This window comes from Streptomyces sp. NPDC001532 (genome assembly GCF_040298625.1).
Lineage (GTDB): Bacteria > Actinomycetota > Actinomycetes > Streptomycetales > Streptomycetaceae > Streptomyces.
Map to the genome: position 1 here is coordinate 54632 of NZ_JBEPAL010000043.1, position 18619 is coordinate 73250.

At 73.0% G+C, this 18619-nt stretch carries 11 protein-coding genes, 1 pseudogene and 1 riboswitch; of the genes and pseudogenes, 5 read left to right on the forward strand and 7 right to left on the reverse strand.

Going from position 1 to position 18619, the window contains the following annotated elements; all coding sequences use genetic code 11:
- Window positions 1–17: 17 nt before the first annotated feature.
- The 4 genes from ABT232_RS30760 to ABT232_RS30775 form a co-directional block, all read right to left on the reverse strand.
- Window positions 18–1001, reverse strand: coding sequence for a hypothetical protein (locus ABT232_RS30760; protein WP_351845864.1), 984 nt, complete (start codon window positions 999–1001; stop codon window positions 18–20).
- A gap of 165 nt (window positions 1002–1166) precedes the next feature.
- The gene (locus tag ABT232_RS30765) at window positions 1167–2330 is read right to left on the reverse strand and encodes a VWA domain-containing protein (protein ID WP_351845866.1); all 1164 of its coding nucleotides are present in this window, start codon (window positions 2328–2330) and stop codon (window positions 1167–1169) included.
- Window positions 2327–4717 carry a DUF5682 family protein gene (locus ABT232_RS30770; protein WP_450871948.1) on the reverse strand — a complete coding sequence of 797 codons (2391 nt, stop codon included), beginning with the start codon at window positions 4715–4717 and terminating at the stop codon, window positions 2327–2329. Before ABT232_RS30770 ends, ABT232_RS30765 begins: the two co-directional genes overlap by 4 nt.
- Before the next feature lie 393 nt (window positions 4718–5110).
- Complete coding sequence (locus ABT232_RS30775) at window positions 5111–6241, reverse strand: ATP-binding protein (protein ID WP_351845870.1); 1131 nt, start codon at window positions 6239–6241, stop codon at window positions 5111–5113.
- A 144-nt stretch (window positions 6242–6385) separates the two neighbouring features.
- On the opposite strand from ABT232_RS30775, the gene ABT232_RS30780 reads away from it, so the two are divergent.
- On the forward strand, window positions 6386–7738 hold the full coding sequence (locus ABT232_RS30780) for an SWIM zinc finger family protein (protein ID WP_351845874.1): 1353 nt from the start codon (window positions 6386–6388) through the stop codon (window positions 7736–7738).
- A gap of 138 nt (window positions 7739–7876) precedes the next feature.
- Window positions 7877–9532, forward strand: a complete 1656-nt coding sequence (locus ABT232_RS30785; protein WP_351845875.1) for a DUF5691 domain-containing protein — start codon at window positions 7877–7879, stop codon at window positions 9530–9532.
- A gap of 477 nt (window positions 9533–10009) precedes the next feature.
- On the opposite strand, the gene icmB is transcribed toward ABT232_RS30785, so the two are convergent.
- Window positions 10010–10426, reverse strand: a complete 417-nt coding sequence (gene icmB, locus ABT232_RS30790) for a coenzyme B12-dependent isobutyryl CoA mutase small subunit (RefSeq protein ID WP_351845878.1) — start codon at window positions 10424–10426, stop codon at window positions 10010–10012.
- 447 nt (window positions 10427–10873) lie between these two features.
- On the opposite strand from icmB, the gene ABT232_RS30795 reads away from it, so the two are divergent.
- Both ABT232_RS30795 and ABT232_RS30800 read left to right on the forward strand, forming a co-directional pair.
- Window positions 10874–11872, forward strand: coding sequence for an esterase/lipase family protein (locus tag ABT232_RS30795; protein WP_351845879.1), 999 nt, complete (start codon window positions 10874–10876; stop codon window positions 11870–11872).
- Window positions 11873–12017: 145 nt separating this feature from the next.
- The gene (locus tag ABT232_RS30800) at window positions 12018–13703 is read left to right on the forward strand and encodes a M23 family metallopeptidase (protein WP_351845881.1); all 1686 of its coding nucleotides are present in this window, start codon (window positions 12018–12020) and stop codon (window positions 13701–13703) included.
- 93 nt (window positions 13704–13796) lie between these two features.
- On the opposite strand, the gene pcrA is transcribed toward ABT232_RS30800, so the two are convergent.
- Entirely contained in the window at window positions 13797–16277 is a 2481-nt protein-coding gene (gene pcrA / locus ABT232_RS30805) for a DNA helicase PcrA (protein ID WP_351845884.1), read from the reverse strand.
- Between the two features lie 302 nt (window positions 16278–16579).
- Window positions 16580–16735: riboswitch (cyclic di-AMP (ydaO/yuaA leader) on the forward strand.
- Window positions 16736–16742: 7 nt separating this feature from the next.
- On the opposite strand from pcrA, the gene ABT232_RS30810 reads away from it, so the two are divergent.
- Window positions 16743–17918: a C40 family peptidase gene (locus tag ABT232_RS30810; RefSeq protein WP_351845885.1), complete on the forward strand. Its 1176-nt coding sequence runs from the start codon at window positions 16743–16745 to the stop codon at window positions 17916–17918.
- A 601-nt stretch (window positions 17919–18519) separates the two neighbouring features.
- On the opposite strand, the pseudogene ABT232_RS30815 reads toward ABT232_RS30810, so the two are convergent.
- Window positions 18520–18619 (reverse strand): annotated as a pseudogene (locus tag ABT232_RS30815) (IS481 family transposase); the annotation flags it as partial.

Sequence of the window (18619 nt, forward strand, 5' to 3'; positions counted from 1 at the left end):
GCGGGGGAAGGCCTGCCCTAGCCGGGGAATACGGGAATGTCCCGGTACCTGTCCCGTGTCTCGTCCGCGTCGGCCCGCAGGGTGTCGCCGGGCACGAGCCGCAGCGGCGCACGGTGGTCCACGGTCACGGCATACGCGTCACCGTGCCGCGAGGTGCCGCTGTCGGCGGCCGTCCGATTGCCGAGCACGCCGTGGTCGCCACCCGTCGGAGCGGGGTGGGCGGGAGCGTGCTCGGTGCCGGCAGCGCCGGCGGTGCCGGCGATGGTGCCGGTGCCCGTGCCCGTGCCCGTGGAGTGGCGCTCGGCGGCGGCAGGGGCGATCGGGGTGGTGAGGTGCGGCCCGTGCTGGGCGCGCGGCTCACCGGGCCCGGTCACGGCGTCGGACGGTGACGCCTCACCGTCGTCCGCACCCGGTCCGGCCGGGGTCTGCGACTGCGGCGACGGAAGAGGCAGCGGCGTCGCCTCGCCCGGCGCCGGAAGCGGCTGCTCCGGGAGGTCGGGCAGGCCCGGCAGCGACGGCTCCTCGGGCAGCGGGGTCAGGCCGGGGAGTGAGGGCAGACCGGGAAGTGAGGGCTGTGACGGCAGCGCCGCCGACCCGCCCTCGGCAAGTCCCTCCGTCACCGACTCCACCACGTCCCCGACGGGCCGCACGACCCGCCCACGCACATCCTCGACGACCGCCTCGACGACCACCTCGCTGTCGAGGACCGTCTCGGGTTCCACAGCGGCAGACGCCTTCGCGGTCACCGCGGTCACCGCGGTGACCGCGGTCGATGCCGGTGCAGCCGTCGTAGCCCTCGTAACCGTCGTCACCGTCTCCGCCGTAGCCGACGGTGACGTCGGCGTCGACGCTGACGTCTCCGCCGCCTCCGCCCGGGCCCCGCACAGCACCCCGATGACGAACAGTCCGCCCGCCAGCAGGACCAGTTGCAGCGCACGCCGCGCCACCGCCGTGCGCAACGCACGCGCGGCGGCACCAGGCAGGGCTGCTGACCAGGTCAAGAGGGGAGGTTCCTCCGATGCGGCGGAAAGGTGCGGGTGCCGGTGTGCGATCGGCCGGCAGGGCGTCGATCCTTGCACGGCCCTCCCGAGGTCGCGCAAGCCCCCCGTTACCGATGAGTAGTCATGTCCCCTTTCCTGCCGGTCTCATACGTCCGTTCTCTGTCGTCACGCGGTGTCCGGTATCGGCAGCGGGCGCTTCTCGATCGCCGCCGCCATCACCTCCGGGAAGAGGTCGGGGGTACAGGCGAACGCGGGTGCGCCGAGCGCCGCGAGCCCGGCCGCGTGCTCCCGGTCGTAGGCGGGCGCTCCCTCGTCCGACAGCGCGAGCAGGGTCACGAACTGCACCCCCGACGCCTTCATCGCCGCGACCCGCCGCAGCATCTCGTCCCTTATCCCGCCCTCGTAGAGATCGCTGATCAGCACGACCACCGTCTCGGTGGGCCGGGTGATCTGCGACTGGCAGTACGCCAGGGCCCGGTTGATGTCCGTACCGCCGCCCAGCTGGGTGCCGAAGAGCACGTCGACCGGGTCGTCGAGCTGGTCGGTGAGGTCGACGACCGCCGTGTCGAAGACGACGAGCCGGGTGCTGATCGACCGCATCGACGCCAGCACCGCCCCGAACACCGAGGCGTACACCACCGATGCGGCCATCGACCCGGACTGGTCGATGCAGAGGACGACCTCCTTCTTCACGGACCGCGAGGCCCGCCCGTACCCGATCAGCCGCTCCGGCACGATCGTCCGGTACTCCGGCAGGTAGTGCTTGAGGTTGGCCGCGATCGTGCGGTTCCAGTCGATGTCGTGGTGGCGCGGCCGGTGGACGCGGGCACTGCGGTCGAGGGCCCCGGTGAGGGTGGCCCGCGTGCGGGTGGCCAGCCGCTTCTCCAGATCCTCGACGACTCTGCGCACGACGGCCCGTGCCGTCTCCTTCGTCGTCTCCGGCATCGCCTTGTTCAGCGAGAGCAGCGTGCCGACGAGGTGCACGTCGGCCTCCACCGCCTCCAGCATCTCCGGCTCCAGCAGCAGCGCCGACAGCCCGAGCCGGTCGATGGCGTCCCGCTGCATGACCTGCACGACGGAGGACGGGAAGTACGTCCGGATGTCGCCGAGCCACCGCGCCACGGCCGGCGCCGACGCCCCGAGCCCCGCCGCGCGTTCCCTGCTCGCCGACGGTCTGTCCCCCTTTCCGTACAGCGCGGCCAGCGCGCCGTCCATCGCCGCGTCCCGCCCGGTCAGCGCGTGCCCGGTGCCGTCGGCCGCGTCCCCGCCGAGCACCAGCCGCCAGCGCCGCAACCGCTCCTCGGCCGCGTCCGTCGTCCCGGTCGTCATGTGCCCACCCCCGCCAGTCGGTTGTCGTCCGCGTCCGCACGGCTGCCGTCCTGGTCCAGTCCCAGCAGCAACCGCACCACCGGCACCACCGCGTCCGCCCGCGCGGTGTCCGGCTCCGGGGCGAAGCCGGGTGTGCCGCTGCCCGTGCCGGCCACGCTCCCCCGCGCTCCCGGCCCACGCCGGACCAGTTCGCCCAGCGTCCTGCGCACTCCCGCCTCGTACGCCGAGAACGTCCGCCGCAGCAGCGGCAGCACGTCCGTGAACGCCTCGGCCGGGACCCGGGTCAGCCAGTCGTCGACCAGGCCGAGCAGTCTCTCGTCGTGCACGAGGAGCAGCCCGCCCCCACCGCCGCCGACGAACCCCTCGATCCACGCGGCCGCGTCGCCCGGCGGTGTCCCCGGAGACAGCGCGAGCCCCATCAGCCGCGCCGCCTCGTCCTGTGTCAGCGCCCCGTCGTCCAGCAGCAGCCGCACCGAACGTCCCCGCAGGACTCCGGCCACGCTGTCCCGCCCGGTCAGCACCCGCAGCACCGCCCGCCAGCGCGAGCGCAGGCCGCCGCCTGGCGCGGGCGTGCCTTCGGCAGGGGATTCGAGGGTGGGCGCGGGACCGGTTCCGTCCCTCGGTCCCGGTGTCTCGGCGAGCAGCCCGACCGCCGTGTGCACGGCGTCCAGGTGGCTCCGCATCTCCTCGGCCGCGTCCGCGTCGAGCGCCGTACAGGCCGGGGGCAGGCCCACGAAGACCCGCTCGGCGAGGCCCGCGGCGACCTCGGCCAGCGCCGCGGTGTCCGTGCCGCGCACATCGCCGTAGCGCAGGGAGCGGACGAGAGCCGGGAGCGCCTGGGCGAGGTGGCCGACGTCGGCGTCCAGCGCGGCACGGTCGGCGAGGATCCGCATCACCGCCGGCAGTGCGTCCGGCAGCTCGGCCAGCAGACAGCGCTCGGCCAGCGCGGTGACCTCGACAAGGCCCGGTGCCGCGACGGCGTCGGCCTCTGCCTTGGCGGTCGCGGCGCCGAGCACCGTGGTCCCCCAGACCCCGGCCTCGGCGACCCGCACCGACAGCTCCGGCTCCCAGCGCAGCCGCCAGGTCTCCCGGAAGGTTCCGGTGCTGCCGCGTGAGACGGCCGGCTCGCCCCAGTCCACGCCCAGCAGCCGCAGCCGGTGCAGCAGCCTGCTCCGCCCGGCGTCGGTCTCCTTGCGCAGGTCCAGTTCCATCTCCCGTTCCAGCGCCTCCGGCTTGAGCCGCAGCTTGCGCTGGAGCCGGGCGAGGTCCCGTTGCAGAGGCACCGCGGGCGCGGAGCTCGGCACCTCCCCGAGGACGTCCCCGACCACCAGCCGGTCCCGCACCAGGGCCAGCGGCACGTCCGAGCCGTCGCACATCACCGCGCGCACGGCGTCGGTCGTCTCGCCCAGGCCGGGCAGCGGGCGGCCGCGCAGCGCGGCGAGCGTGTCCGCCAGCCGGACCGCCTCGATGACATGCGCCGGGGAGACGATCCGGTCCTCCTCGCGCAGCAACCCGGCGACCTTCGTCATCCACCGCTCGACGGGCCGGTCCGGCGCGGCGAAGAGGTGCCCGTACCACCCCGGTGATTCGATGCCCGCCCCGTACCCACCGGCCCGCGCCAGCCGACGGTACGTCCACGGCACCCAGGTCATGTCGGCCTTGATCTTGGGCAGCCCCTTGAGCAGCGCGCGGTCGGCGGCGACGGCGGGCTTCCGGCGCAGCGCGGGTACGTGCCATGCCCCGCAGACCACCGCCACTGCGCCGCCGAACTCCCGCTGCGCCGCGCGCATCTGGAGCCGCATGTACGCCTCCCGCACTAGGTCCCGGTCGTGGCCCCCGCTGCCGTACACCTCCCGCAGCGACTCCATGGCCTCCTCGACCGCGGCGAACGGCGCGAACGGGTCCCCGTCGCCGGTCCCCCGGTGCTCGACGACGTCCTCCCACCAGCGCTCGGGATCGTCGTAGCCGGCGGCCTCGGCGAGCACGGCCAGCGGATCGACCCGCACGGCGGCGTCATCGGGAGCGACCCCCTCCTCCGCCGGTGTGTCCTCCGCGCCCTCTCCCGCCGGCCGTTCCCCCCACGCCAGCGTGTGGGTGGTCGGCAGGTCGACGAAGCGGGCCGGGACGTCGTGTTCGAGGGCCCAGCGGATGGCCACCCACTCCGGGGAGAACTCGGCCAGCGGCCAGAAGGCCGACCGGCCGGGTTCGTCCACGGCGTGGGCGAGGAGGGCCACCGGCGGCCGCATCTCCTCGTCACCGGCCAGCGGGATCAGCGCACTGGCCTCCGGCGGGCCCTCGATGAGCACGACCCGGGGCCGCGCCGCGTCCAGCGCCACCCGCACGGCCCGCGCCGACCCGGGCCCGTGATGCCGTACGCCGAGCAGCAGCGGCTCGACGGCACCGACCGGCCCGCCGCCCCCCGCACCCGCCGCACGCCGACCGGCGACGCCCTGAGAGCCCGCAGCCCTTTGAGCGCCCTGAGCGCTCTCAGCCCCCTGTGCGCCCAGGTCACGACCATCTCTGGAACCCACAGCTCCCGAGCCCACAGCTCCCTCGGCCCGCACAGCTCCCTCGGCGCGCTCAAGTCCCTCAGCCCGCACAGCTCCCTCGGCCGGCACAGCTCCCTCAGCCGGCTCAGCCCCCTCCGCCGGCTCAGCCCTCTCGACGCCCGTCACACCGTCCCCCTCGCCGTCGCGGCCACCCCAGGTCGTCGTCGAAGACCCCGCGCCCAGCCGCGCGGTCCGCCCGATCGCCGTATGCGACGTTCCATCCGCTGTCGTTCACGCGCTCACCTCCCGGCAGGCCCGGTAGAAGTCCGTCCAGTCGTCGCGCTCGCGGACCACCGCCTCCAGGTACTCCTGCCAGACGACCCGGTCGGCCGCCGGGTCGCGAACGACCGCGCCGAGGATGCCCGCGGCGACATCCGCCGGCCGCAGCACGCCGTCGCCGAAGTGGGCCGCCAGGGCCAGCCCGTTGGTGACCACCGAGATCGCCTCGGCGGTGGACAGGGTGCCGCTGGGCGACTTCACCTTCGTCCGGCCGTCCGTCGTGATCCCGTCGCGCAGTTCACGGAAGACGGTCACGACCCGGCGGATCTCGTCGATGCCGTCGCGCGCGGCCGGCAGGTCGAGGGAGCGGCCGATCTGGTCGACGCGCCGCGAGACGATGTCGACCTCGGCCTCGACGCTCTCCGGCAGCGGCAGCACCACGGTGTTGAAGCGCCGGCGCAGGGCGCTGGACAGGTCGTTGACCCCGCGGTCACGGTCGTTGGCGGTGGCGATCAGGTTGAAGCCGCGGACCGCCTGCACCTCCTGGCCCAGTTCCGGTATCGGCAGGGTCTTCTCCGACAGGATGGTGATCAGGGTGTCCTGGACATCGGCCGGGATGCGGGTCAGCTCCTCGACGCGAGCCGTCATCCCCTCGGACATGGCCCGCATCACGGGGCTGGGCACCAGCGCGTTCCGGCTGGGGCCGTGGGCGAGGAGCTGCGCGTAGTTCCAGCCGTAGCGGATCGCCTCCTCCGGGGTGCCCGCCGTGCCCTGCACCAGCAGGGTGGAGTCGCCGCTGACGGCCGCCGCCAGGTGCTCGGACACCCAGGTCTTGGCGGTGCCGGGCACGCCCAGCAGGAGCAGGGCGCGGTCGGTGGCGAGCGTGGTGACGGCGACCTCGACGATGCGGCGCGGTCCCACGTACTTCGGGGTGATCACCGTGCCGTCCGGCAGGGTGCCGCCGAGCAGATAGGTGGCGACGGCCCACGGTGACAGCTTCCAGCGGGCCGGGCGCGGGCGGTCGTCCTGTGCGGCCAGTGCGGCGAGTTCACCGGCGAAGGCGTCCTCGGCGTGCGGGCGCAACGCCTCTACCGCCTCGTTCGCGGTGGGTTGCTGGGATGTCGGTTCTACGGACACGGACATGGCGAAGTCCCCCTCCAGCTCTGCCGGTTCGGTCTGGTCTCCACCGTGCACCACACCACTGACAATCCGTCCTGACCTGCACGAACGCGGCTGCGGCGGTGGAGGCGAGGCCGATTGTCAGTGGGGGGATCTACCTTCGGTGACATGACTCAGCAGGGGGTGCGCTGGACGGCGGACCAGGTGCTGGCACTGGCGCCTGATGCCTCGTCACGCAAAGCGGGCAGCAAACTCGGGGCGGCCGGGCCGTGGTCCGAGGCGGGGACGGACGAGGGGGCGGTGTGGGGACTGTGCAAGGGCAGCGGCAGCAAGCCGTACCAGACGGTGGTGGACGTCGCGGACGCGTCCGGGCCGGCGTACAAGTGCAGTTGTCCGAGCCGTAAGTTCCCGTGCAAGCACGCGCTCGGACTGCTGTTGCTGTGGTCCGGCGGAGAGGTGGCCGTGCCGCCGGGGCAGGCACCGGACTGGGCGCAGGAGTGGGTGGCGGGGAGAAGGCGGCGAGCGGCGGCGCAGCGGACGGCGGACGCGGGCGGCTCACCGGAGGGCTCCGCCGGCCCGGAGGCAGCGCGGCGCCGGGCGGAGCGCCGGGCCGAGCGGATCACCGCGGGGGCGACGGAGCTGGAGCAGCGGCTGGCGGATCTGCTGCGCGGCGGTCTGGCCGCGGCACAGCAGGCGGGGTACGGGCTGTGGGAGGAGACCGCGGCCCGCATGGTCGACGCCCAGGCCCCGGGCCTGGCGGCGCGGGTGAGGGAACTGGGGGCGATACCGGCGTCGGGGGCCGGCTGGCCGGTTCGGCTGCTGGAGGAGTGCGCGCTGCTGCACCTCCTCGACCAGGGGTGGCTGGGCCGCGAGCGGCTGCCGGAGGGCCTGGCGGCGACGGTCCGTTCCCGGATCGGCCTGCCCGCCTCCGCGGACGGCCCGCCGGTGCGCGACCGCTGGCTGGTCCTCGCCCAGTACGACCGGGCCGACGCCCGTCTGACGACCCGCCGGATCTGGCTGTACGGCGCCGAGTCGCACCGCACGGCACTGCTCCTGTCGTACGGCGCCGCCGGACGGGCGCCCGAGATCGCCCTGCCGGTGGGACTCACCCTGGAGGCGGAGGTGTCCGCCTATCCGGGCGCCGGACAGCCGCGGGTCTCTCTGGGCGAGCAGTTCGCGCCCCCGGCGCCCTCCCCTCTCAGGCCGCCGGGCGTGACGACGGCCGAGGCCGCGGCCCGTTACGGCGAGGCGTTGCGGGAGGACCCCTGGCTGGACTCGGTGCCGGTGACGCTGGACCGGGTCGTTCCGGCCCCGGACGGCGACTCCTGGCAGCTGGCGGACGCGGACGGGGACACGGCCCTGCCGCTGACGCCCTCGGCCCGGTCCCGCCCGGGTCTGTGGCGGCTCGTCGCGCTCTCGGGCGGAGCCCCGGTGAAGGTGTTCGGCGAGTGCGGCCACCAGGGCTTCACCCCGCTGACGGCCTGGCCGCAGGAGGCGGGCGAGGCGGTGCCGCTGCACTGAGACCGACGGCACCGGCCGCCTCCTTTCCAGCGACGACGTGCATCCGTCCCGCCGCACGGGACACCCACCACCGGTGGGTCTTCGACCACTCCGGCAAGCGCTGACCGCCTCGGGCGGCGCTCGGAGGAAAGGAACCTCGTGACCAGGACCTCCGCTCCTGCGCAACCGCCCGCTCCGGGCGCCTGGGAGGAGCTCGTCACCACCGCCCTGCTCGGCACGGACCGGCGTACCCCGGCGGACCTCGCGCCGGGCCGGGAAGCACCCGCGGCACTGCTGGACGCGGCCGCCGTGGAGACCGTACGACGGCGCGCCGGACTGCGTCCCGCCCCGGCGGCGCGGCGTCCGGACCCCGCCCCCGACGATCCGCGCCCGGCGCTGCCCGCGGCGGCGGCCCGCAGACTCGCGATGCTGCTGGCCGATCGCCCCGGCACGGTGGGCGGCGGGCGCCGGGGCACCGCGCCGGATCTGATGGAGCTGCTGCCCCAGTGGCTCGCGACGGCCAACGCCCGCGGCTTCGCGGCGCCGCCCCAGGCGCTGCCCGCGCTGCTGGACGCGGCCCGCGGCCGCACGGACCTGCGGCCGGCGGCGCTGGCCTTCGCGGGCCCGCGCGCCCTGTGGCTCGCCCGGCTGAACCCGGACTGGCGGTTCGCGCTGCGCTCGGCACCCGGCGGCGAGGCGGCGCTCCCCCGGCTGGAGGACACCGAACGGGTGCGGCGGCTGTGGCGGGAGGGCCTGTTCGCGGAGCGGGTCGCCCTGCTGGCGGCGATCCGCGCGTACGACCCGGCCGGCGCCCGGGAACTGCTGGCGGGAACATGGCCGACGGAGCGGGCCGAGGACCGGCTGATGTTCCTGGACTCGCTGCGCTCCGGACTGAGCGCCGAGGACGAGCCCTTCCTGGAGCAGGCGCTGGCCGACCGGAGCCGCAATGTGCGGGCCACCGCGGCGGAGCTGCTGTCCGCGCTGCCGGGTTCCGCGCTGGCCGGGCGGATGGCGGTCCGGGCGGCGGCCTGCGTGGCCGTCGATCACACCGGGGACGCGCCGACGCTGGTGGTGGAGGCTCCGCACGAGTGCGACGCGGGCATGGAGCGCGACGGCGTGGTCGCCAAGGCTCCGGCGGGACGGGGTGAACGGTCGTGGTGGTTCGGTCAGTTGGTGGAGGCGGCGCCGCTCTCTGCCTGGCCGGCGCGGCTGGGCCGCCGTACGCCGAGGGAGATCCTGGCGCTGCCGGTGGCCGACGACTGGCGGGGCGAGCTGCACGCGGCCTGGTGCCGGGCGGCGGTGCGGCAGCGGGACGCCGAATGGGCCCAGGCCCTGCTCGGCACACCATCCTCCCCCGAGGCGGGCGGGCCGGGCGCGGTGTCCCTGGCGGAGCGGGCCAAGCTGCTGGGCACGCTCGGCGCGGACGAGCGGGCCGCGTGGGTCGCCGGGTTCATCGCGGCACACGGGCTGTCGGAGGCGTTCCAGCTGCTCGGAGTGTGTGCGGTGCCGTGGGCCGCGCCGCTGGGGCGGGCGGTCGTCGACGCTCTCAACATCGCGCGGGACGCGGGGAGTTATCCATGGAGCTTCAGCGGAGTGATGGGGCTGGCCGAGCGGTGTCTGGATCCTTCCGAGGCCGGCCGCCTCGACGGGCTCCTGGCGGCGCCGGAGGAAGCGGAGGACGCGTCACCGGGCGCGGGCGGCTACTGGACCGAGGCGTTCCAGCGCCTGGTGACCACTCTGCGACTGCGGGCGGCCATGGCCGAGGAACTGGGACAGACATCGCAGGCCGACACCATCGGCCCACCCGGCAACTGACCCGACACCCGCTCGCGCCACCGCTCCGGCCTTCGGTCCGACATCCGGCCCCACTGTTCGACAGTGTCTTCAGCCGACGCCCAAACCCACTGTTCGGCAGAGTCTTCGGACCGACCCGGCCCCCGCTGTTCGCAGGGCCTTCGCTCCGACACCCGGCCTCGCTGTTCGGCGGAGCCGTCGCTCCGACGTCCGAGCCCGCTGCCGACAGGCCTTCGATCGCACCCGCGAACCCGGTCCTCGGCAGGCCTCGCACGCCCGACCCGGCCGCAGGCAGACCTCGCACGCCCCACTCGGCCGTCTGCAGTCCCCGCAAGCGCGACCCGCCCAACGACAGGCCCTCTGGTCCGGCCCCCAGGCCATCTGGTTCGGCGCCCACGCAGGCCTTCGCGGGCCGGGCCCGCTCAGGCCGGAGCGGGAGCCCGGAAGGAAGCGTCAGGCCCGCGGCGGCCACCGCGGCCCACCCGCACCGCCGGAGGCCTACGCCTCGGCCGGCTGCCGTACGTTGGCCCGCACCCAGTCCACGATCGACGCGGTCGTCGCCCCGGGCGTGAAGATCTCGGCGACACCCTTCTCCTTCAGCGGAGCGATGTCGGCCTCGGGGATGATCCCGCCGCCGAAGACCAGGATGTCCGCGGCGTCACGCTCCTTGAGCAGCTCGATCACCGCCGCGAAGAGCGTGTTGTGCGCGCCGGAGAGGATGGACAGGCCGATCGCGTCGGCGTCCTCCTGGATCGCCGTGTCGACGATCTGCTCCGGAGTCTGGTGAAGCCCGGTGTAGATGACCTCCATACCGGCGTCGCGCAGCGCCCGCGCGATCACCTTGGCCCCACGATCGTGGCCGTCGAGCCCCGGCTTGGCGACCACCACGCGGATCGGACCGGCTGCCACACCCATCACTGCCTCCATGAAGCGACTACATCCATCCGTACCGACAAGTACCGCACACATCACACATGCCGTGCATGTGGCGCGTATCACACATTCGTTCCGATCGGTCCGTCGCCCAGCCTCCGGGGACGCCACCACGGCACGGACACCTCACCGGGCTCGGACCCGGTGAAGTGAACGAACGTTATCGCCAGCATCCCGCAACCGGCAGTTTCGCGGTGAAGAGGGAGGGGGAAATCACACGTGGGACATATTCGCAGCGCACCGTTCCGAGCCCTGGCGGCCCACGCGCCGCACCAGCCGACGACCCACGGGCCATGTCGGAACCCTGCGCGCCGGGAGCCGCAGCGAGGACACCAGACCCGCCCCGCCGCCGACCGCCTCCATCGCGGCCCCCTTCGGAAGCACACGGGGGACAGCGCCGCCCTCCCGCGTGCCGACAGGAGGTCGGCCATGAAGGCCTTACAGCTCACCCGGGCACTACCGCCCCTTCTCCCCCTCCCTTTTCCTTCACCCCTCTTCTCCTCACTCTCCTTCTCCTCGCTCTCCTTCTCCTCACTCCCCTTCTTTCCCCTTCCCCTCCTCCCGTCGATCCGCCGGCGTCTGCTCCCAGCCCTCCCGGCCCTCCCGAGCGGTCTGAGCGGACTGTCCGCGGCTCTCCTCAAGGCGACCGCCCTGGAGATCGCGGTGCTCGCCGCCCACCTCGTGCTCTATCCGTCCGGCATCACCCAGGAGCGCAGGCCCCCCGCCACCCCTCCCCCTGACGGCGATGCGGCGCCGCGACTGCCGGCGAACGTCCGGCCACCGGTCGTCCTGCTGCACGGCTTCATCGACAACCGCTCGGTCTTCGTGCTCCTCCGCCGCAGCCTCGCCCAGCTCGGCGTCCGCCACCTCGCATCGCTCAACTACTCCCCGCTGACCTGCGACGTCCGCACCGCGGCCGCACTGCTCGGCCGGCACATCGAGGAGATCTGCGAGCGCACGGGCAGCGATCGGGTGGACGTGGTCGGCCACAGCCTCGGCGGCCTGATCGCCCGGTACTACGTCCAGCGACTCGGTGGCGACCGGCGCGTCCGCACCCTGATCACCCTCGGTACGCCGCACTCCGGCACCCGGGTGGCGCGGCTGGCCAACGCCCATCCGATCGTGCGGCAGATGCGGCCCACCTCCGATGTGATCGAGGAGCTGGCCGGACCCGCGCCGGGCTGCCGGACGCGGTTCGTCTGTTTCTGGAGCGACCTCGACCATGTGATGGTCCCGCCGGAGGCCGCCCGCCTCGACCATCCCGACCTGATAGTGCGCAATGTGCGAGTGACCGGGATCGGACATCTCGCCCTTCCGGTCCATCCGGCCGTCGCGACCGGCATACGCCAGGCCCTCGACCAGGCGTATCCGGCGCATCCGGCGAGCTCGGACGCCACCGCGCACACCGACGGCGCGACCGTGGCCTGATCGCTCCCTCGCCGAAGAGACCCGCGAAAGGGCTCAACGACTGGTCCACACAGCCGTCTCATCGGCGCCTGACAGCCACTCGGGGTCGAACAGACTTCGAACACAAAGCCAAAGTCGTGCCCGCCTGCCCCCGAAACACGGCCGAATGCCCGTTTCCCGCGAGCATGAAACCTGTCGAAGATTGTCGTGCCCGCGTACCGCCGGGTACAGTCGCCGCACTGCTCTGGCAGCCCCTGTTGTCGAGGCGAAAGAGAAGTTGGTGAACGACCGTCACCCGTCGGGGGGCACAACCACCCCGGCTCCGGCTTCCGATGCCTCCTCGGCGCCCTACGCGTCGTACGGCTCCCAGGAAGCCCACTACGGCGACTTCACCACATACGGCAGTTACCCGGCGGGCGGTTTTGACACCTCCGGCCACCATGCCGCGTCGTCCACGACCACCTTCCAGGCCGACCCGCTCTTCGGCGACATGCACGACAGCGGCCACGACACCGGCGCGTACGACTCCGCCCAGTGGAACACCGGCAGCCACCACACCCTGAACCAGGACCCGTACGCGGCCCAGCACCACGCCGCCTACGACACCGGCGCCTACGACACGACCGCCTGGTCGGCCGAGTATCAGCAGGTCGCCGGCATCCCGCATCAGGGCACCGCCCCGGACGTCAGCGGCCAGTGGGACGCGAGCTCCTGGCTCCAGCCCGAGCAGAGCGGCAGTCCGGCGGACCAGACCCAGCAGTGGGACTGGGGCACGCAGACCTTCGACACCGGCGCCTACGACGCCACCCAGTGGAACACCGCCGGCACCGACGCCGAGCAGCAGGCGACCGCCACCTACGAGCAGGTCTCCTACGAAGAGCCCACGGCCTACGAGGACCCCGCGTCCTACGAAGAGACCACCGGTTACGAGGAGTCCGCGGGCTACGAGGACCCGGCCGGGTACGCGGACGACAACTCCTACGACGGACCGGGGCAAACCGTTCCGGCAGAGGACGGCCTGGCCGCCACCGGCGAACTCCCCGTCGTGGAACTGCTCGACGACCAGGAAGAGGCCACCCCCGCCCCGGTCTCGCGCGCGGCCTCCCGCAGCGGCTCCCGTTCCCGCCGCCGTACGCCCGCCAAGCGGTCCGCACTGCTGACCGTCGCCGTGCCCTCGGCCTGCGTCATGGGCGTCGCCGGTATCGCCGCCGCCTCGGTCGGCACGTTCGCCGACGACACCCAGGAGACCTCGACCACCGCGGCCGACGCCCAGCCGGTGAAACCGTCCGCCGCCAACAACAAGCTGGACACCCAGCTGGAAAGCCTCTCCGCGGAGGCCGACGACTTCGCCGACCGGGCCAGCCGCACCCAGGAGCGCATCGACCTCAAGGCGCAGCAGGAGGCGGAGCGGAGGCGGGCCGCCGAGGAGGCCGCCCGCAAGGAACGGCTCCGCCCGAAGTTCGCCCTCCCGGTCGCTCAGCACGGTCTCAGCGCCTACTACGGCCAGGCCGGCATCAACTGGATGTCCGTGCACACCGGCATCGACTTCCCGGTCTCCTACGGTTCGACCGTGATGGCCGCCACCGACGGCACCGTCCGCACCGAGTGGAACAGCGCCTACGGCAACATGATGATCGTGACGGCGAAGGACGGCACGGAGACCTGGTACTGCCACCTCTCCAGCTACACCGTCGCGTCCGGTACGACCGTCAAGGCCGGCGACGCGATCGCCTACTCCGGGAACTCCGGCAACTCGACCGGTCCGCACCTGCACTTCGAGGTCCGTCCGGGCGGCGGCTCGGCCATAGACCCGCTGTCCTGGCTGCGCAGCCACGGCCTGGACCCGTCGTAGGACCGCACACACCCTTCGAGTGAGCCCCCGCCATGTGCCCGGCGGGGGCTTTCCTCATGGTGTCTTCGGCGCTACGGCATGGCGTCGTCGGCGCTACAGCTTCTCCACCGGCGCGTACCGCAGCAGGAGCCGCTTGGGCTTGGTGTCGCCGAAGTCGATCGTGGCCTCGGCGTTCGCGCCGGTGCCCTTGACCCCGACCACGGTGCCGAGCCCGAACTGGTCGTGTGTGACCCGGTCGCCGACGGCCAGGGACACCACCGGCTTCTCGGCGGTGCGGCGGGTGGCGAAGCCGGAGGCGCCGGACGCCGACGAGCGGGAGCGCGACGACGACAGCGAGGCGGCCACACCCGAGACCGGGCCGGCCGGAGCCGCGACGGCACCCGTGCGCTTCCAGTCGACGTGCGTCGGAGGGATCTCCTCCAGGAACCGCGACGGCGGGTTGTACTGCGGCTGTCCCCAGGCGCTGCGCATGGAGGAGCGGGTGAGGTACAGCCGCTCCCGCGCGCGGGTGATGCCCACGTACGCCAGGCGGCGCTCCTCCTCCAGCTCCTTGGTCTCGCCGAGGGCCCGCATGTGCGGGAAGACGCCGTCCTCCATGCCGGTGAGGAAGACCACCGGGAACTCCAGGCCCTTGGCGGTGTGCAGGGTCATCAGTGTGATGACGCCGTCGCCGTCCTCCTCGTCGGGGATCTGGTCGGAGTCCGCGACCAGCGCGACCCGCTCCAGGAATTCGGAGAGCGAGCCGGCGGTCTCACCCTCACCGGACTCCTGCTCGAACTCCAGGGCGACGGCGGCGAGTTCCTGGAGGTTCTCGATACGGGTCTCGTCCTGCGGGTCGGTGGAGGCCTGAAGCTCGGCGAGGTAGCCCGTGCGTTCGAGCACCGCCTCTAGGATCGTCGCCGGTCCGGCGCCGGACTCGACGATCGTGCGCAGCTCCTCCATCAGCGTGTTGAACCGCTTGACCGCGTTGGTGGACCGCGCGGCCATGCCGTACGCCTCGTCGACCCGCTTCAGCGCCTGCGGGAAGCTGATCTTCTCCCGTTGGGACAGGGCGTCGATCATCGCCTCGGCGCGGTCGCCGATGCCGCGCTTGGGCACGTTCAGGATGCGACGCAGCGGGACCGAGTCCTCGGGGTTGGACAGGACACGCAGGTAGGCCAGGACGTCCCGGACCTCCTTGCGCTCGTAGAAGCGGACGCCGCCGACGACCTTGTAGGGCAGACCGACGCGGATGAAGACCTCTTCGAAGACACGGGACTGGGCGTTCGTCCGGTAGAAGACGGCGACGTCGCCGGCCTTCGCGTCACCCGCGTCCGTGAGGCGGTCTATCTCGTCGGCGACGAACTGAGCCTCGTCGTGCTCGGTGTCGGCGACGTAGCCGGTGATGCGCGCGCCCGCGCCCGCGTTGGTCCACAGGTTCTTGGGGCGGCGGGACTCGTTGCGCTCGATGACCGCGTTGGCAGCGGAGAGGATCGTCTGGGTGGAGCGGTAGTTCTGCTCCAGCAGGATCGTCGTCGCGTTCGGGTAGTCCTCCTCGAACTGGAGGATGTTGCGGATCGTCGCGCCGCGGAAGGCGTAGATCGACTGGTCGGCGTCACCCACGACGCACAGCTCGGCGGGAGCCAGGTCGTCCTCGCTGGGCGGTACGTCCACCGGGTGCTCGGAGGTGCCGACCAGCTCGCGGACCAGGGCGTACTGGGCGTGGTTGGTGTCCTGGTACTCGTCGACCAGCACGTGGCGGAAGCGGCGGCGGTAGTGCTCGGCGACGTCCGGGAAGGCGCGCAGCAGGTTGACCGTCGTCATGATCAGGTCGTCGAAGTCCAGCGCGTTCGCCTCGCGCAGGCGCGACTGGTACATGGCGTAGGCCTGGGCGAGGGTCTTCTCGAAGCCGTCGGTGGCCTGGGCGGCGAAGTCCTCCTCGTCGATCAGCTCGTTCTTCAGGTTGCTGATCTTGGCGCTGAAGGACTTCGGCGGGAAACGCTTGGGGTCCAGCTCGAGATCGCGGCAGACCAGGGCCATCAGGCGCTTGGAGTCGGCGGCGTCGTAGATCGAGAACGACGAGGTGAAGCCGAGCTTCTTGCTCTCGCGGCGCAGGATGCGGACGCACGCGCTGTGGAAGGTCATCACCCACATGGCGTTGGCGCGCGGGCCGACGAGCTGCTCGACGCGCTCCTTCATCTCGCCCGCGGCCTTGTTGGTGAAGGTGATCGCGAGGATCTGCCCGGGGTGCACGCCCCGCTCGCCCAGCAGGTGGGCGATGCGGTGGGTGAGCACGCGGGTCTTGCCGGAGCCGGCGCCGGCCACGATGAGCAGCGGGGTGCCGGAGTGGACGACGGCGGCGCGCTGGTTCTCGTTCAGCCCCTCCAGGAGCACGGCCGGGTCGACCACGGGGCGCGGGGCGCCGTCGCGGTAGTGGGCGTCCCGGTCCGGTGGCAGGTCGAACTTCCCGCCGAACAGATCGTCCGGGATCGACTCCGGTACGTGATCGTCCTCGGGCGGCGGCGGGGGCTCCTCCGCGTGGGCCCGCGGGGCCTGGAGGTCCGCCAGGAAGCTGTCGTCAAAGAGGCTGCTCATCGCTCTCCGAGTCTAGGGCGCCCCACTGACAACCGAGGGCCACCCGGAAGACATCCCCGTCACACCTCACCGATGATCTTGGGAATGCCTCTCGTCACGGCTCGCGTCCACACGATTACAAGGCCAACCCGCCACGCAGCGCTCCGGATCGACGACGGCGAGCGACCCCGACCGGAAGGTCACGAAAATGTATCGGGCATATCACCCACCAACCTTCACAGTCGGCACACGAGTTGGCTACCGTGCCGGGCAGGCCGTACGACCCCCACCGGCGAACCCCGCCGGACCGTACGGCCTCCGCCGAGTCCTGCGCGCCCACACCGGGCCCGGAGCCGGGGACCCACCGAACTCTGGGGTGAATCGGCCCCTCCCTCCGGGGAGCGGACCGTAGGGCAACCCTTCCTAACGACCCGCCCGAACCCGACAGCTAACCCGGTAGGCGGCCGATGGAAGGAGTCGCCTCCCTTGGCGTCGCACCGCAAGTCGCGTCCCACCGCGCGCGTGGCAGGCATACGCACCCCCGCCCTCGCCACCGCGGCCCTCACCTCCGTGGCCCTGCTCTCGCAGACCGCCGACGCCGCTCCCTCGACCGACGACAAGCCGAGCCTGGAGGAGGTCGAGAAGAAGGTCGACGATCTCTACCGCCAGGCGGAGTCGGCGACCGAGAAGTACAACGCGGCCAAGGAGCGGACCACCAAGCAGCGCAAGCGCGTCGACACCCTCCTGGACGACGTCGCCGAGCGCGCACAGAAGCTCAACGAGGCACGCGCCGAACTGGGCTCGTACGCCGCGGCCCAGTACCGCACCGGGGCCGCCGCCCCCGACACCGCGACCTTCCTGCTCGCGGACACCCCGCAGGACTACTTCGACCAGACTCAGCTGATGGGCCGACTGACCAGCCGTCAGAAGGAAGCGGTCGACGACTACTTCGCTCAGCAGACCGAGACGATGGAGAAGCGTCGCGAGGCCACCGAGAGCCTCCAGACGCTCACCGACTCGCAGACCGACCTCAGGACGGCCAAGGCGACCGTCCAGAAGAAGCTGTCCACCGCGCGGGAGCTGCTGTCGCAGCTGACCGCGGAGGAGAAGGCGCGGCTCGCGGCGATCGAGAAGCGCAAGCAGGAGGAGGCCGCCCGCAAGGCCGCCGAGCTCGCGCGGCAGCAGGCCGAGGCGGAGGAGCAGCGGCAGCAGGAGGAGGCCGCCGCGCAGGAGACCGCGCAGGAGCAGGCCCCTCAGCAGGAGAGCACCGGGGACACCTCCACCGCCACCGACTCCACGTACGCCGCCAAGGCCGAGAAGGCGCTCGCCTTCTCCCGCGCGCAGATCGGCAAGCCCTACGTCTGGGGCGCCACCGGGCCCGACTCCTACGACTGCTCCGGCCTCACCCAGGCCGCCTGGAAGGCCGCCGGCGTCACCCTCCCCCGCACCACCTACGACCAGGTGAACGCCGGCACCACGGTCTCCGTCGCCGCCGCCCAGCCCGGCGACCTCGTCTTCTTCTACGACGACATCACCCACGTCGGCATCTACATCGGCAACGGAATGATGATCCACGCGCCGAAGCCCGGGGCGTACGTACGCGAGGAATCGATCTACTACGACGGCGAGTCGTCGATCCACAGCGTGGTACGACCGGCCTGAGCCGGGGCGGCGGGCTGATCCGGGGTGGCGGAAGCGGGACGGCGGGCAGCCGGCGGCGGGCACTGAGGGCCGGGCAGCTGGCGCCGGGCGTAGAGGGTTGGGCGCCAGGCGCTGGAGGTCGGGCAGCTGGCGCTGGGCCTCGGGGGCCGAGGGCTGAAGGCCCGGCGCTCAGGGCCGGGCAGCCTGCGCAGGGCGTAGAGGGCTGGGTGCTCGAGGTCGGGCAGCTGGCGCTGGGCCTCGGGGGCCGGGCGTCGGGCGCTGAGGGCCGGACGGCGCGCGCGCCGGCGGCCGGGCAGCTGGCGCTGAGGGCCGAGCGTTGGGCACCGGGCGCTCAAGGGCGCGCAACTGGCGCCGGGCCTCGGGGGCCGGGCGCCCGGCGGCGGGCGATGAAGGGCGGCGCTGAAGGCCCGGCGCTGGGCGCCGGAGGCCAAGCGGCGGAGGCCGGACGCCGGGCGGCGGGCGGCGGGCGGCGGGCGGCGGGCGGCGGGCGATGAAGGCCAGCCACTGGGGTACGAGCGTCGGGGCAGGAGGCCCGGCGGCGGGCACTGAGGGCCGGGCGTCTGACGCCGGACGCCGGGTGGCGAGCACTGAGGGCCGGGCGCTAGGTGTATTGACCCGCAGGGTTGTTCACGCGGGTGATGGGTGGCTGGCCGCCGAGTGCGGTGTGGCAGCGGTGGTGGTTGTAGGTGTGCAGGAAGTCT

Excerpts from the sequence above, each read along its gene's own strand:
- icmB (WP_351845878.1), bottom strand. The coding sequence starts at position 10,426 with ATGGGTGTGGCAGCCGGTCCGATCCGCGTGGTGGTCGCCAAGCCGGGG.
- ABT232_RS30795 (WP_351845879.1), top strand. The coding sequence starts at position 10,874 with ATGAAGGCCTTACAGCTCACCCGGGCACTACCGCCCCTTCTCCCCCTC.
- pcrA (WP_351845884.1), bottom strand. The coding sequence starts at position 16,277 with ATGAGCAGCCTCTTTGACGACAGCTTCCTGGCGGACCTCCAGGCCCCG.
- ABT232_RS30765 (WP_351845866.1), bottom strand. The coding sequence starts at position 2,330 with ATGACGACCGGGACGACGGACGCGGCCGAGGAGCGGTTGCGGCGCTGG.
- ABT232_RS30775 (WP_351845870.1), bottom strand. The coding sequence starts at position 6,241 with ATGTCCGTGTCCGTAGAACCGACATCCCAGCAACCCACCGCGAACGAG.
- ABT232_RS30800 (WP_351845881.1), top strand. The coding sequence starts at position 12,018 with ATGCCCGTTTCCCGCGAGCATGAAACCTGTCGAAGATTGTCGTGCCCG.
- ABT232_RS30780 (WP_351845874.1), top strand. The coding sequence starts at position 6,386 with ATGACTCAGCAGGGGGTGCGCTGGACGGCGGACCAGGTGCTGGCACTG.